Source organism: Acinetobacter seifertii, assembly GCF_000368065.1.
Lineage (GTDB): Bacteria > Pseudomonadota > Gammaproteobacteria > Pseudomonadales > Moraxellaceae > Acinetobacter > Acinetobacter seifertii.
Genome location: NZ_KB851199.1, coordinates 292,857 through 307,747 on the forward strand (window position 1 = coordinate 292,857; position 14,891 = coordinate 307,747).

Annotated in this window: 15 protein-coding genes; 5 read left to right on the plus strand and 10 right to left on the minus strand. The window is 40.2% G+C overall.

What is annotated here, in order from left to right:
* Positions 1-6: 6 nt before the first annotated feature.
* From hemH to F985_RS06355, 4 genes are all read right to left on the minus strand, one after another.
* Positions 7-1,023 (minus strand): ferrochelatase, encoded by a 1,017-nt coding sequence (gene hemH / locus F985_RS06340; RefSeq protein ID WP_004698978.1) that lies wholly within the window; start codon positions 1,021-1,023, stop codon positions 7-9.
* A gap of 73 nt (positions 1,024-1,096) precedes the next feature.
* Positions 1,097-2,101, minus strand: coding sequence for a DUF4062 domain-containing protein (locus tag F985_RS06345; protein WP_004698979.1), 1,005 nt, complete (start codon positions 2,099-2,101; stop codon positions 1,097-1,099).
* Positions 2,102-2,221: 120 nt separating this feature from the next.
* Positions 2,222-3,088 (minus strand): glutamate racemase, encoded by an 867-nt coding sequence (gene murI / locus F985_RS06350; RefSeq protein WP_004698982.1) that lies wholly within the window; start codon positions 3,086-3,088, stop codon positions 2,222-2,224.
* A gap of 48 nt (positions 3,089-3,136) precedes the next feature.
* Positions 3,137-3,748 (minus strand): DUF1285 domain-containing protein, encoded by a 612-nt coding sequence (locus F985_RS06355; protein WP_004698985.1) that lies wholly within the window; start codon positions 3,746-3,748, stop codon positions 3,137-3,139.
* Between the two features lie 184 nt (positions 3,749-3,932).
* On the opposite strand from F985_RS06355, the gene F985_RS06360 reads away from it, so the two are divergent.
* Entirely contained in the window at positions 3,933-5,645 is a 1,713-nt protein-coding gene (locus F985_RS06360) for an electron transfer flavoprotein-ubiquinone oxidoreductase (protein ID WP_004698986.1), read from the plus strand.
* A gap of 41 nt (positions 5,646-5,686) precedes the next feature.
* On the opposite strand, the gene F985_RS06365 is transcribed toward F985_RS06360, so the two are convergent.
* A complete protein-coding gene (locus F985_RS06365; protein WP_004698988.1) occupies positions 5,687-6,214 on the minus strand; it encodes a hypothetical protein in 528 nt (175 codons plus the stop codon).
* A gap of 84 nt (positions 6,215-6,298) precedes the next feature.
* Positions 6,299-6,556, minus strand: coding sequence for a sulfurtransferase TusA (gene tusA, locus F985_RS06370; RefSeq protein WP_002053527.1), 258 nt, complete (start codon positions 6,554-6,556; stop codon positions 6,299-6,301).
* A 184-nt stretch (positions 6,557-6,740) separates the two neighbouring features.
* Here tusA and F985_RS06375 point away from each other — a divergent pair, with 184 nt between their 5' ends.
* Both F985_RS06375 and lnt read left to right on the plus strand, forming a co-directional pair.
* Positions 6,741-7,580, plus strand: a complete 840-nt coding sequence (locus tag F985_RS06375; RefSeq protein ID WP_004698992.1) for an HlyC/CorC family transporter — start codon at positions 6,741-6,743, stop codon at positions 7,578-7,580.
* Positions 7,577-9,136, plus strand: coding sequence for an apolipoprotein N-acyltransferase (gene lnt, locus F985_RS06380; protein WP_004698993.1), 1,560 nt, complete (start codon positions 7,577-7,579; stop codon positions 9,134-9,136). Before F985_RS06375 ends, lnt begins: the two co-directional genes overlap by 4 nt.
* A 1-nt stretch (position 9,137) precedes the next feature.
* On the opposite strand, the gene F985_RS06385 is transcribed toward lnt, so the two are convergent.
* Positions 9,138-9,476, minus strand: a complete 339-nt coding sequence (locus F985_RS06385) for a tRNA-binding protein (RefSeq protein WP_004698995.1) — start codon at positions 9,474-9,476, stop codon at positions 9,138-9,140.
* Positions 9,477-9,708: 232 nt separating this feature from the next.
* Between F985_RS06385 and F985_RS06390 the strand changes: the two genes are divergently transcribed.
* Complete coding sequence (locus F985_RS06390) at positions 9,709-9,969, plus strand: DUF2798 domain-containing protein (RefSeq protein ID WP_004698997.1); 261 nt, start codon at positions 9,709-9,711, stop codon at positions 9,967-9,969.
* A gap of 60 nt (positions 9,970-10,029) precedes the next feature.
* Here the strand turns inward: F985_RS06390 and F985_RS06395 are convergent, their stop codons facing one another.
* From F985_RS06395 to gspF, 3 genes are all read right to left on the minus strand, one after another.
* Complete coding sequence (locus F985_RS06395; RefSeq protein ID WP_004698999.1) at positions 10,030-10,374, minus strand: hypothetical protein; 345 nt, start codon at positions 10,372-10,374, stop codon at positions 10,030-10,032.
* 265 nt (positions 10,375-10,639) lie between these two features.
* Entirely contained in the window at positions 10,640-11,224 is a 585-nt protein-coding gene (gene gspG / locus F985_RS06400; RefSeq protein ID WP_004699000.1) for a type II secretion system major pseudopilin GspG, read from the minus strand.
* Between the two features lie 23 nt (positions 11,225-11,247).
* Positions 11,248-12,453, minus strand: a complete 1,206-nt coding sequence (gene gspF, locus F985_RS06405) for a type II secretion system inner membrane protein GspF (protein ID WP_004699003.1) — start codon at positions 12,451-12,453, stop codon at positions 11,248-11,250.
* A 148-nt stretch (positions 12,454-12,601) separates the two neighbouring features.
* Here gspF and F985_RS06410 point away from each other — a divergent pair, with 148 nt between their 5' ends.
* Complete coding sequence (locus tag F985_RS06410) at positions 12,602-14,830, plus strand: primosomal protein N' (protein WP_004699004.1); 2,229 nt, start codon at positions 12,602-12,604, stop codon at positions 14,828-14,830.
* Positions 14,831-14,891: the final 61 nt, after the last annotated feature.

The window sequence follows — 14,891 nt, forward strand, 5'->3', positions numbered from 1 at the left end:
ACGCAATTAACGGTGGGCTAAGGTATGGGTAAGGGCATCAAGATTAGCCTGAACTAAACCTGCAAGCAAATCAATATGAGCCTGATCACTATTTAAAGCAGGAATGTAAGCATAGCTTCCGCCACCCGCCTCTTGAAACAACTCAGCGTTTTGGATGGCTAACTCTTCAAGTGTTTCTAAACAATCGGCAGAAAAAGCGGGACTTAAAACCTGAACTGACTTAACACCCTTCTTCGCCCAATCTTGTAAAAGCTGGTCAGTATAAGGTTTCACCCATTCTTGTTTTCCAAAACGGGACTGGAAACTAATTGCCCATTCATCATCGTTTAAATGTAAAGCTTCAGCGACTAACTTTGCGGTAATGCGACAACGGTCTGCATAAGGGTCGCCTTTGTCTGCATAAGGCTGTGGAATACCATGAAATGACATCAATAGTTTTTCAGGCTTACCATGCTGCTCTTGGTAGGCTAAAACACTTTCTGCCAGTGCCTGAATAAACATTGGGTGCTGGTAGTAGTCTTTAATAATGGTCAAGCCTGGCAAATTTCGCTGAGTAGGAATCCACTTAGCAAATGTATCGTATAACGGTGCTGTCGACGTCGCAGAATATTGAGGAAATAAAGGCAATAAAATGACATGCTCTTGTGGATGAGCTGCCAATTTTTCTAAAACTTTATCAATACCCGGATTACCATAAGTCATAGCGGGTAATACAGTTAAATCAAACTGTTTATTTTCACGCTCTAAATAAGCCTGCACACGTTGAGTTTGCTCAAACACAATTTCACGCATGGGCGAATCGGTAGACCATACCGAAGCATAGGCATGCGCTACTCTTTTTGGACGAAAAGGCAAAACAAACAGATTCAAAATAATCCACCAAATGAATTTTGGAATTTCAATCACACGTGGATCAGATAAAAACTGCTTTAAAAAACGGCGCACCGCTGGGACAGTTGCCTCATCCGGTGTGCCTAAATTCGCTAAAATGACAGTAACTTTCGGTTTTTGTTCAAACGACATGCGCAAATGCCTTTCAGTTCATCTTATGACACTAATGTAACAGTTTTCATGGTCATATCTAAATTGAATTGCTCTAAGCTTTTAATCGAGTCACCCGATGATTCCATTTATAACTCAGCAAGAGCTTTTGCGCTTTTGTCGTTACCTTCCATAAACTATGTTGTTGATCAGTCTTGGTTGGAACAATCCAACCTTGTGATTGCATTTGATTTTTAATGCGGTATAGCGCTTTATGATTAATCTGTGCACCAGCCACCGCATGTGCTCTTGGTAGCTCCTGACGGGCATCTTCTAGCCCAGCATGATTGAGATACTCATTAAGACAAGTTCCAAAGCTTTCTTCTGGCATGGCTGTCTCAAAATGTTTAGCCAAAATACTTAAAAGTTGTGACCACGTCATTTGCCTCTGGCGTTTCAGCTCTTTAAAGTTACCATCTTGAAACGCTTGAATCTGATACTCAAACGCAAAAATGTCTTGTGGCGCTACCTCATTGAGTTGTGTAGGTACATCTGCTAATTGTTTCTCTAATTGTAAAATTTTACTTTTTAATCGATTAACCTCATCTTCCAACTGATGTGCTTGGTGTGCAGGTACCCAACCCTGTCCCACATGTTGTTCAACCATTAGAGGCATATTTAAACGGACAGCTAGCTCTAAATCACGCGGGCTTTTAAAGTAAAATACGTGGTGAGCTTCGTGTAATAGTTTCTTTCTAAATGCTAGAAATTTTTCTTTAAGCTGTGGATGAGTCTCTTGCAAATGCATATCGCGGCTTTCAGGTTGCTCATGCATGAATACCACAATAGGTTTAGCTCGGCTTAAAGCATATTCATACTCTTGAGCAAAATAGCTAGCGCCAGAAATAGATTGTTCACCGTACTGGCTGCCTAATAGTAAGACAACGTAATCCGATTCATCAATTTGTCGACGGGAAAGTGTTGTAGTTAAAGGACTTCTATACTCTAAACCCCAAGCAAAAAAACCCATACTGACTAAAGTTTGAGAGAGAACTACACGTTCAGGTTGCATCTCGCGACCTGACGTTGAAATAAAAATCTGATAGCGTGTATCGAGCATAACAATACCCTTATCGCCCCATAATCTTAATATGGCCTAAATAAGCCAAGACTATGAACCGCCCCAAATAAGAAAAAATAAATATAAAAAACGCTTTCTTCTGAATGCCTACAACAGAGCTCAACTCAGATTGTGCAGCGTCCATGTCAATTCTTGTGGAATCATATTCTGTAAAACAGGTTGCAATGCATCGGCATTATTACCACTTACATAACATTCAATACGCGCAACATTCTGACGTATTTGGTCACATAATAACTCATTTTTTATTAAAATACGGGCTGTTTGTCGGGCAACTGCCAATCCTGAATCAACCAGTGTGAATTGGTTATCAAAAAGATGCTGAATTGCTTCATTTAAGAACGGATAATGCGTACAACCGAGCACTAAATAGTCAGCCCCTTGATCGGCTGCAGGCTGTAAAACCTCTTTTAATGCATTCAAACATACAGGGCTCATTTGCTGGCCTGCTTCGACACAAGGAACAAGTTCCAGATTGGTTAAAGTCATGACTTTAACACCCGCTGGAACAGCAAACTTTTCAACAACATCTTTAATAAGTTGCCCACGAAAAGTAGCAGGCGTTGCCAATACTGCAACTACCTTAGAACGGGTTTGTAATACGGCAGGTTTTAATGCCGGTACTAAACCAACAATTGGGAAGTGCTCGCCATAATGTTCACGTAAATGGTCAAGACTAAATGCAGAGGCAGTATTGCATGCTACAACTGCAAATTTACAGCCTTGGCGGTATAACCAATCGACAGCGCGAGCGGTAAGCTCTCTAATTTCTTCATCAGAACGCGGGCCATAAGGAACATAGGCTGTATCGGCATAATAGACAATACGTTCGTTTGGCAAATATCTGGCAATTTCCGCTGCAACCGACATTCCTCCAATTCCCGAATCAAAAATACCAATCGGGGCATCTGCTGATGCTTTAGGCATAGATTCTAATTCAGTAAACAAAGGCTGTATGGCTGTCATGGCAGTACTAGAGAGTGTCGGAAAATTTCACTCTATAAAGCTTAAACCTCAAGTGCCTAATTGCAAGTGCAAATTACCACTTTTTAACTGCAAAATGGTTTCACCTTTATCATTTTCGACCAGTGTTCCATAGTTCACGAGGTGATAGAAAACTTGGCGTTGAATAAGCGCATTAATACCAAATCGGACATGCACATAAGGGCGTAATTCTCCTGCATATTCGCGCATAAAAATCGGGTGTTCTGCATCAACCAAAATCACATCTTGATTGGTCGTCGTCAGTTGTAAAAACTGATCACCTGAAATTTCGACCTGATCCACCTGATTGACCAATAAAGGTTCATCTTCAACTTCGATTTCAATTTGTTCTACAGGGGTTTTCAGGTAGAATTTACCCTCTTCTTTCCATAGGACTTTGGTAAACAAATCCAATAGGGCTTGGCGCTTGATTAATTGACCTTCGTGCCACCATTCTCCATTGGCTTTAACCGTTAAATCCATTTTACCGCAATGCTTTGGATGCCATTGCTCTAAAGGTGGGATTGACCTTTTGTGACTTTGCTGTACATCTTTTAAGTATTGTGCAATGTTCATTAAGTTTTTATCATCAGATAACGGTATTTTTCCCATATCCGATGGGGAATTATTTTGATTTACCATAGTTTATGCCTTGCTGACGAGAAAATATGACGACTCAGCCAATTGGCTAGATCATGGTTTAAAACTATACTAGCCAAAACGATAAAAGGCACAATAGCATATTTGCGCCTATGGATTAAAACTCACGGCAGCACCGGATGATCTGACATTACGGTTGCCACCTTTAAGTATTGAGGAGTCCTACATGGAACACATCGAACGCGAATCGATGGAGTTTGACGTTGTCATCGTAGGTGCAGGACCTGCAGGTCTATCTGCTGCGATTAAGATCCGTCAATTAGCGATTGAGAATAACTTACCCGATCTTTCAGTTTGTGTAGTTGAAAAAGGCTCTGAAGTAGGTGCGCATATCTTATCTGGTGCTGTACTTGAACCACGTGCTATTAATGAACTTTTCCCGAACTGGAAAGAAGAAGGCGCGCCTCTGAACGTACCTGTAACTGAAGACAAAACATTCTTCTTGCTTTCAGAAACTACGTCTAAAGAAGCACCTCACTGGATGGTTCCTAAAACCATGCACAATGACGGTAACTATGTTATTTCATTAGGTAACGTGGTTCGTTGGTTAGGCCAAAAAGCTGAAGAATTAGAAGTTTCTATCTTCCCTGGCTTTGCTGCATCTGAAGTGCTTTACCATGAAGACGGTACTGTAAAAGGTATTCAAACTGGTGACATGGGTATTGGTAAAGATGGCGAACCAACGCATAACTTTACTCCGGGTTATGAGCTTCACGCTAAATACACTCTCTTTGCTGAAGGTTGCCGTGGTCACTTAGGTAAACGCCTCATTGCAAAATATAACCTTGATAAAGATGCTGACCCTCAGCACTACGGTATCGGGATTAAAGAACTTTGGGAAATTGACCCAGCAAAACATAAGCCTGGCTTAGTGATGCATGGCGCTGGTTGGCCATTGGCTGAAACTGGTTCTTCTGGTGGTTGGTGGTTATACCACGCTGAAAACAACCAAGTGACTTTGGGTATGATTGTGGACTTGTCTTATGAAAATCCACACATGTATCCATTCATGGAAATGCAGCGCTGGAAAACTCACCCACTCATTAAACAATATTTAGAAGGTGGTAAGCGTATTTCTTACGGCGCACGTGCTGTAGTGAAAGGCGGCTTCAACTCATTGCCTAAATTGACTTTCCCGGGCGGTTGCTTAATTGGTGATGACGCAGGTTTCTTAAACTTTGCAAAAATCAAAGGCTCACACACTGCCATGAAATCAGGCATGTTATGTGGTGAGGCTGTATTTGAAGCGATTGCTGCTGGTGTAGAAAAAGGCGGTGACCTTGCGATTGCTCGTGTTACTGAAGGCGAAGATTTATTCGTTAAAGAATTGACTTCATACACTGACAAATTTAACAACAGCTGGTTAAAAGAAGAGCTTTATAATTCTCGTAACTTTGGCCCAGCAATGCATAAATTTGGTCAATGGATTGGTGGTGCATTTAACTTTATCGACCAAAACGTCTTTAAAGTGCCATTCACTTTACATGACTTGAAGCAAGACTTCGCTGCATTGAAAACTGTTGATGCAACGAGCTTCAAACCAAACTATCCAAAACCGGATGGCAAGCTTACATTTGACCGTTTGTCTTCTGTGTTTATCTCAAACACTGTACATGAAGAAAACCAGCCAGCTCATTTGAAGCTTACTGATCCTTCAATTCCAGTGAACGTAAACTTACCAAAATGGGATGAGCCTGCACAGCGCTACTGCCCTGCTGGTGTTTATGAAATCATGGAAAATGATGATGGTTCTAAGCGCTTCCAGATTAACGCAGCAAACTGTGTTCACTGTAAGACTTGTGATATTAAAGACCCATCTCAAAACATTACTTGGGTAACGCCTGAAGGCGGCGGTGGTCCGAATTACCCGAACATGTAATTCCTTAAAAAAACTCCCCTCAAATGAGGGGAGTTTTTTTATTAGAATATCTTCGATTTTTTACTAAATACCATAACTGTTGGCCCAATCGCTGTATGTGCAGCACCATAGTCCTGATGAATCTCAATTCGATAATCATCACATTGATAAATATATTTATTGTTCTTTTGCACCCAGCCTTTTTGGGGCACCTTAAAATTTTTGAGAATTCTACTTTTAAAAAGATCTAAATCCGTCTCATAACTTGCCATAGGGCCATCAAGAAAACTTAAACTAAATGAAGTAATCACTTCACTATCCAGATCGTAAGCAATATGATCAATCCAAGTCACGCCTGTTTTTTTGATCTGGGCATCAACCCCATCGGCAAACTCTAAATGGTAACTATCTCCTCCTAACACCACTTGCTTTACTGAAGGGTGAAGCTTTTGAAACTCACGAATATTTTGCCCAACCTTTAAACCTGCGACATTCATAGTTTGTATAGGAATTTCACAGGTTTTTGCATATGCGATTGAATTAAATAAGACACAAATAGCAAGCCCTAAGCATAGATGAGAACTTTTCATCTTTACGTCCTGAAATGAAGTGTATTCACTGTTTTAGTTTTTATTAGATTCAAGAATATGGACCTAAAGCTTTAGATATTTGCTTCAGCCCTTTTTTACCAAGTAATGAAATTCTTTATGACCATTTTCATCTAAGCGTTCTTCTTGCAAAAGCAACTCATGACCTAAATGCATACAAAATTTAGGAATATCCCACGATGTCGAATTGTCTGTTGCAAAGACCTCAACCACATCTCCAGACTTAGATTTACGAATGGCTTGATGCAACATCATGACAGGTTCCGGACAACGTAAACCACGTGTATTGAGTTGTACAGTAGGTGAAATAGGTTGTTCTGACATAACAAACTCGAACAAATAGAATTTTCACATTTTAGCATAAACCGATCACTGACTTATGAACTGTAACTGGTGTTTATATAACAATATGTGTTTTGTCTTTTACTTTGTTTTATAGATGCATAAGGGCCTTTTCTTCGGTATGATCAATGTATTCATTTGATACATTGAGTCTTTAGGAAAGATCATGCAAGAGGAACCGAGTCCGTCGTGGGGAATGCGAGGCTTACGAAAGTGGTTAGGTACAGCGCCCGAAACCCGAGATGAATTATTAAAACTAGTCCAAAATTCACGTCGTTTTTTAGAACCTGATACTGTTGCCATGCTTGAAGGTGTTCTTGACCTTCCTGCTACAAAAATTCGTGAAGTCATGACGCCACGAACAGCAATGATCAGTATGCAAGAAGATGATCAGTTACTTGATATTCTTCACGTATTGGTTGAGTCTGCTCACTCACGTTTTCCAGTTTTCTCAGCTGACCAACCCGATAACGTCGTCGGTATTTTATTGGCAAAAGATTTACTGCCATTTTTGACTGAACCAAATACCAAATTAGATATTGGCTCGCTTATGCGCCAGCCATTATTTGTGCCTGAAAGCGCACGTTCAGATCAAGTTCTTCGTATGCTCAAACATACCCAAACCCATATCGCGATTGTCATTGATGAATATGGCTCTACGGCTGGGCTTGTTACGCTTGAAGATATTCTTGAAGAGATCGTGGGTGAAATTGAAGACGAACATGATACTGCTGATGAAGATGCGCAATACATTGTTCCAGATAGTGACCACAGTGTAGCGAATGCATGGATGGTGCAGGCACTTACACCAATTGAACACTTCAACACTGTATTAGATGCTGATTTTTCTGACGATGAAGTAGAAACTGTCGGCGGTTTATTGCTTCAAGAAATTGGTCTAGTCAGTGATTTACAAGGTCAGACTGTTGAACTTGGAAAATGGTTATTTACGATTGTTGAAGCAGATGCCCGCACTATTCATCTGATTCGAGCTGTACGTCAATGAGAGCATACTTTGAAAAGCTGTTAGATTCTTCGCAACAACAAAAACAGCTTCCTTTAATTTTTCCATTGCTCATTGCTTTATTTTCAGGTGCCGTGTTCAGCTTTGCACTGGCACCTTATTATTGGTGGTGGCTGGCAATTTTGTCTCCTGCCCTACTCTATGCGACATTGCATAAACGCTCAGCCAAACAAGCATTTGCGATTGGCTGGAGTTATGGTTTTGGTTTATGGTTTGTAGGGGCTTTCTGGCTCTATACATCTATCCATGTATATGGCGATACCAATGCCTTTTTAAGCGTATGTATGATTGCTGTTATGGCTCTTGTGATGGGGTTATTTACAGCATTTCAAACTTGGGTTTATCGACGCTTCTTCCCTGAAACACCGCTGACTTTCGCACCTCTCTGGATTATTTTTGAGTGGGCTAAAACTTGGGTATTTACAGGTTTTCCGTGGCTATTTGTAGGTTACGCTTTTACCGAACGCCTACTTGATGGCTATGCACCGCTATTTGGTATTTATGCAATTTCTTTCGTGGCAATTGTATTGGCGTGTGCTTTAGTTGAAGTTCTACGTAAGCGTATTTTCTGGGTTATTCCTTCTGCCCTATTAGTTTTAGGTGCATGGGGAGCATCATATATTCAGTTTGTACAACCTAAAGCGGCTAAACCACTGAGTGTTTCGCTTATTCAAGGTAACATTCCACAAGATTTAAAATGGCTAACCGAATATCAAGTTAGAACATTAGAAATTTACGCAGGTTTGACTCAATCTGAATGGGGCCGTGACCTCATTGTATGGCCTGAGTCTTCAATTCCACTCTTCCAAACCGACATTGAACCGTTTTTGGATGCCATGGATGCACAAGCGAAAAAGAACCATACCGCTTGGGTAACCGGTATTCCTTATTGGGATGTTGCAAAATCACATCAAGTCGGTAGTCCTCAGTATTACAACAGTATTATGGCTTCTGGTAGTGACTCAAGCGGTCTCTATAAAAAGCAGCGTCTCGTACCTTTTGGTGAATATATTCCGCTTTCAGGTTTACTGTCATGGGTTCTACCAGCCATGCAAAATGATATTAGCATGAGCGGTTTTACACGTGGCGAGAGCAACCAGAAACCACTCTTAATTAAAGGGCATGCGCTTGCTGCTGCAATTTGTTATGAAGTGGCTTATCCGAACCTGACACGACGTAATGCAGAAGATAGCGACTTCTTGGTGACTGTATCTAATGATGCTTGGTTTACGGGTACTGCTGGTCCATGGCAACATTTACAAATGGTGCAAATGCGTGCGAAAGAAAATGGTCGCTGGTTTATTCGTGCAACCAACACAGGTGTAACAGCGTTTATTGATCAAAATGGTCATATCACTGAACAAGCACCGCTTGATAAAGAGTTTGTCTTGAGAGGTGATTTACCAGCTATGCAAGGCCAAACTCTCTATAACCGTCTAGGTGATTACCCAATTTTAGGATTTGCAGCCTTACTGCTGGTTTTAGGTTGGATCTATCGTCCACGTCAAGTTGATGTGTCTTATAAATCACGTCGCTAAATTATAATAGCTTTGTACCCAGAGGCACTTCAAACTCTGGGATACAAAGTGCTACATCTCCATCTGCGTTATGAAACCCTGTCACTAAACATTCTGACTGAATAGGCCCGATTTGTTTTTTAGGGAAATTTACGACAGCAACGACTAATTTACCAATCAAGTCCTGCAGTTGATAAAGTTTAGTAATCTGAGCACTCGATTTACGTACACCCAATTCTTCACCAAAATCTACATGCAAAATATAAGCAGGTTTACACGCTTTTTCAAAAACCTCAGCTTGAATAATTTTACCCACACGAAGCTCTACTTTTAAAAAATCATTCCACTCGATCTGTTCCACTTTATATTTCTCATATTCTTAAATCTTCAAATCAAAAATACACAATATAAAAAAATAAATTATTTATGTTTAATTTGAAAATTCCATGTTAAATTAAGTCCACTGATTCAAAAGCCGTAAACGTTTACGTCAATCAACGTTCCAACATACCTCCAACAAGGCTTGGAGCTATTTGTTCAAAATATTTTTATATTTTGAATGGCACGGGCGTTTGTTGGTTTACGGAGTCAAAATGGAAAACCAAAAAACTTTCTATAGTTTTAAGAAACTTCCAAGTCGCTATACTGCTATTGTTTTACCTTTTTTTCTATCCATCATTATGACTTTTGTAGTGTCTATGGTCAGTACTTTACGAAGTTTAGGATTAGAAGAGTTTTCTATAAATGTCTGGATGTCAGCATGGATCATTTCTTGGTTAATTGCTTTTCCAACACTACTTTTAGTCTTACCTGTCGTTCGTAAAATCACGGCACTATTAGTAGAGCCCATTTAAAAAAATGAAAACGTAGATGTTGAGTCTACGTTTTATCTAAAAATTTAGTTTTAAATATCGTTAAAAAGCGATTGATAATTGCAAAGATAAATAAGCAACTAAGCTTGATAAAAAGACCATGGGTACATAGCGATAAGCTTTAAAAACTAATTGCTCATATTTAGAAGAGATTTGTTTAGCTTGCCATACACTCGCTTTTAATGCAGTGAAAAAACTCACCATTAACCATGCACTCACAATACTTAATGCAAAGAAGCCAATCATGATTTGACTGCTCCCTTCTGTACTCAGCCATAGTTTTAATGAAACTTCAGCAATGGGTAATAATGCTAAAATCAATAGGACAGACTTAAGCATCGCCCAATGAAACTGATTTAGTTCATCAAGTACGAGGAATGCTTTCATTTAATCTCTCCCATAGTTTTATAAAGTGATTTTTATTTATTATGCAAAGCTTTTATTTAAATATATAGCTTATTTCCCCTCATATTTTAACTTTCTTGTAACTATTAAATATGGGAATAATTCTTATTTTAAATCTCAAATATAATTATTAACTTTATTATTTTATTTTCAACAGCTTATTATATTTTTGTGATTAAGAAAGATTATCAATTCGAATTATTAATTTCTCTTATTCTCCGAATCGATAATCTGTCTTATATTTTAATTAAGGCTGGTAATAAATATCTGCATCGTTACCTTCACCACCTTCTTTACCGTCTGCACCAAATGAATATAGGTCAAAAGGATGGCCGTCTTTTCCAGGAATGACATATTGAATATCATTTTTCCAACTGTCTTTAGGGTAACCACCTTTCACATAACCACCTGGCATCCAGTTTTTTGCTGTAGCAGGTTGGTTAATAAGTGCATCTAGTCCACCTTCTTGCATAGTTGGGAAATGCCCGTTATCAAGCTTGTACTGATCTAAAGCACCCGCTACACCCTTCAAGGTAATTTGAGTCGTATCGATTTTAGCTTTTTCACTACGGCCCATAACGTTCGGTACGATTAAAGCAGCCAACACGCCTAAAATTACAATAACGACCATAACTTCAATAAGGGTAAAGCCTGACACACGTTTCATTCGAGCACCGCTCGAACGTGCCGCAAGTCCGAAAGCTGTGCTTGAGGAACAAACATCTGATACAGAGCTATGCTCAGAATGGCACGTTGGCTCAAGCTGATTTGAAACCGCAGCTTCACTATGTTGTTTCATCACTGTTTCGCTTTGAATATTTTTTACTTTCATCATTATCTCTAATATCAAAGTTATTAAATCATATTGTTCATATTTACGATTGGTAGCATAACCGCGATTACAATAACCAGCACAATGCTTGCCATTAATACCAGCATAAGCGGTTCAAGTAATGCCAATAAGGTTGAAATAAATGTCGTCACCTCACGGTCTTGCATAGTCGACGCACGTTCCAGCATACGGTCAAGCTCACCTGATGCCTCACCACTTCGAATCATTTGTACCATCATTGGTGGGAAATAACCACTGCGCTCCAATTGCGTACCCAAGTTACCACCTTCGGTAACACGCTCAGCAGCATGGGCAATAGAGTCACGGATGACCCAGTTATTGGTCACAGCAGCACCAATTTTTAGAGCATCCACCAACGGCACACCCGAACGAGTCAAAATAGATAAAGTACTGGCAAAGCGTGCAGCATTAATACCACGAGACAGTTTACCGAATAATGGCAATTTGAGTGTTAAGCGATCAAAAGCATAATGACCAGCCGTTGTTTTTAAAAACCGCACAAAGGCAACAACGCCTATCACAGCAAAAAGGATGATAAAGACCCACGCATGGCGAATAAAATCACTCGCTTTCATTAAAGCGACTGTAATCCATGGTAAGGCATCTTTGCTTTGATCGAAGGTTTTTACAATCTCTGGAACCACATAGGTCATTAATCCCATCACAATACCAAATGACATCAGCATTAAAATGATCGGGTAAATCATGGCACCTTGAACTTTCTTTTGCATGGCAAAACGGTTCTCAGTGTAGTCGGACAACTGATCTAAAATCAGATCTAAATGACCTGAACGCTCACCTGCTGCAACCGTTGCAATATAAAGGTCAGGAAAACGACCTGACTGTTGCATGCCTTGCGCAAGTGAGTGCCCTTCTAATACTCTTGAACGAACCGAGAGTAAAAGATTTTGCACATGTGCTTTTTCACTTTGTCTGCTCACGGCGCGTAAAGCTTCTTCTAGAGGAATTGCAGCAGCAACCAAAACGGAGAGTTGTCTGGTCATCAGTGCTAAATCATAAGCACTAAACTTTTTCTGGAATAACCCGTGGCTTTGATGCTTATCTTTTTGTTCAACAGGGTCAACGCTAATCGGAGTCCATGCTTTATCGCGTAATTGTTGGCGAATCTGACGTGCTGAGTCTCCTTCAAGCACCCCCTTTTGCTGCTTCCCTGAAGCATCAATAGCAGTAAATTGATATGCAGGCATGGTAATGTTCTAATTTTCCAAAAATAATAGTCGCTGCTGTTGCATCTATGCTACGCAATCATTCATATTCATTCTATAGCCTGTGTAGAATACCCAAGTCCTCTTCACGACGCTATGCCGTTTTTTAAAATTGACGAAATGAGCCTCTATGACCATAACGCCAAAGCCTGATTCAGTTGTTTATCGTGTGCGTGTTGCCGTACCTGTGCATCTGTACGACACTTTTGACTATACACTCACCAAAGCACAATATGAACGGGCTCAAGTAGGTTCACGCGTCGCAATTTCATTTGGACGGCAAAACCTGATTGGTATCATTACTGAAAAAGTTGACCCACAAGAATCATTTACAGGTAACTTTCAGCTTAAAGCCATTTCTGAACTTTTAGATGACGAGCCTATTTTAGATGAACAAGTTTTAAATTTATTGACATGGTCAGCACAATATTACCAATTTCCGATTGGTGAGGTGATGCAAACTGCTTTACCTGCGTTATTACGTCAGGGTAAACCCATGGATGTTTTATTTCATCTATGGAAAATCATTCCATGTGACAATGTTGAAGCTCTGCTAAAACGCTCAATCAAACAACAAGACGCTTATCAAATTTTAAAATTACACCCTGCCGGAACTACAGAAAATATTCTTAATTTAAGTGGTGTAGAAACGGCTACGCTTAAAGCGTTACAAAAGAAAGGGCTCATAGACTGTACACTTGAGCCTCATGATTTTAGCCCAGCACCTGTGCAATTGGCTCAAATGCCACTTACGCTAAATGATGATCAAAAGAAAGCAACTCAGCACGTCATTAATGCACAGCATCAATACCAAGCATTTTTACTAGATGGCTTAACTGGAAGTGGTAAAACTGAAGTTTATTTGCACATCATGCATGAGGTGTTAAAACAAGGTAAGCAAGTCCTAGTATTGGTTCCTGAAATTGGCTTAACCCCTCAAACTATTTCGCGCTTTAAGTCTCGTTTTAACTGCGATATTGCTTTATTGCACTCTGGCTTAAATGACTCTAAACGATTACAAGCATGGCAACAGGCACAAACTGGTAAAGCATCTATTATTTTAGGGACTCGTTCCGCCATTTATACGCCGTTGCCACGTCTGGGCCTCATCATTTTAGATGAAGAACACGACCTGTCTTATAAGCAACAAGAAGGTTTCCGTTATCATGCTCGTGATGTCGCACTGTACCGAGGCCACTTACAAAGCTGCCCTGTTATTTTAGGTTCAGCAACACCAAGCATAGATAGCTATCATTTAGTCGAAACTGGTAAGTTAACTTCACTGCAACTGAACCAGCGTGCAGGCCACGCGCTTTTACCTAAAATGCATTTGATCGATCTTAAAATTGTCAAAAAGCAGCATGGAATTAGCCAGCCTTTAATCGAGCAGATTAAAAATACCCTAGCAAGAAAAGAACAGGTTTTAATCTTTTTAAACCGACGTGGTTATGCACCTGTATTGGTTTGTGAAAGCTGTGGATGGCAAGCAAATTGTCCACATTGCGATGCACATTTTACGTTGCATACTCAGCCTTATTCTTATTTGCATTGTCACCACTGTGGCACAGTTCATCGCTTGCCAGACCACTGCCCTGAGTGTCAGCAGAAGAGTTTAAAAACTTTAGGCGCAGGAACAGCCAAAGTTGAAGAGCACTTACAAGAACTATTTCCAGACTATGATGTGATTCGTGTTGACCGTGACAGCACAAGTCGTGTCGGTAGCTGGCAAAAAATCTATGATCGTATTCATCAAAACAAACCCACAATTTTGCTCGGTACTCAAATGTTGGCAAAGGGTCACCATTTTCCACATGTGACCTTGGTTGCTATTTTAGATATTGATGCAGGTTTACTGAGTGTCGATATTCGGGCGCCAGAACGTACTGCGCAGTTGATTGTACAAGTGGCTGGTCGTGCAGGTCGTGGAGAACACAAAGGTCATGTTTATTTACAGACTTTAAGGCCAGATCATCCTTTACTCACCACACTCATCGAAAAAGATTATCGGGCAGTCGCAAAACAAACTCTGGCTGAGCGTAAAGTTGCATTACTGCCGCCTTATCGTTATGCAGTCTTAATTCGTGCTGAGTCGAAAGATCGTGACTATACCTTACATTTTTTAAATGAAGCTGCCGAACAGCTTCGCCAAATTGCAGGTGATATTGTTGATATTTGGGGGCCGATTCCAGCACCAATGGAACGTAAAGCGGGACGTTACCGCGCCCATATGGTGATTTTGTCTGCCGACCGTGCTCGTCTGCATTTTTACTTAAGACAATGGTGGGCTCAGTTGGTTCATGCACCAAGACAGCATCAACTTAGACTCTCTATTGATGTTGACCCGCAAGAATTTAGTTAGATGATTTGAATATCATGGTGTGAAGAAGCCCTTTTGGCTTTACACTTAAAAAGATCAATAC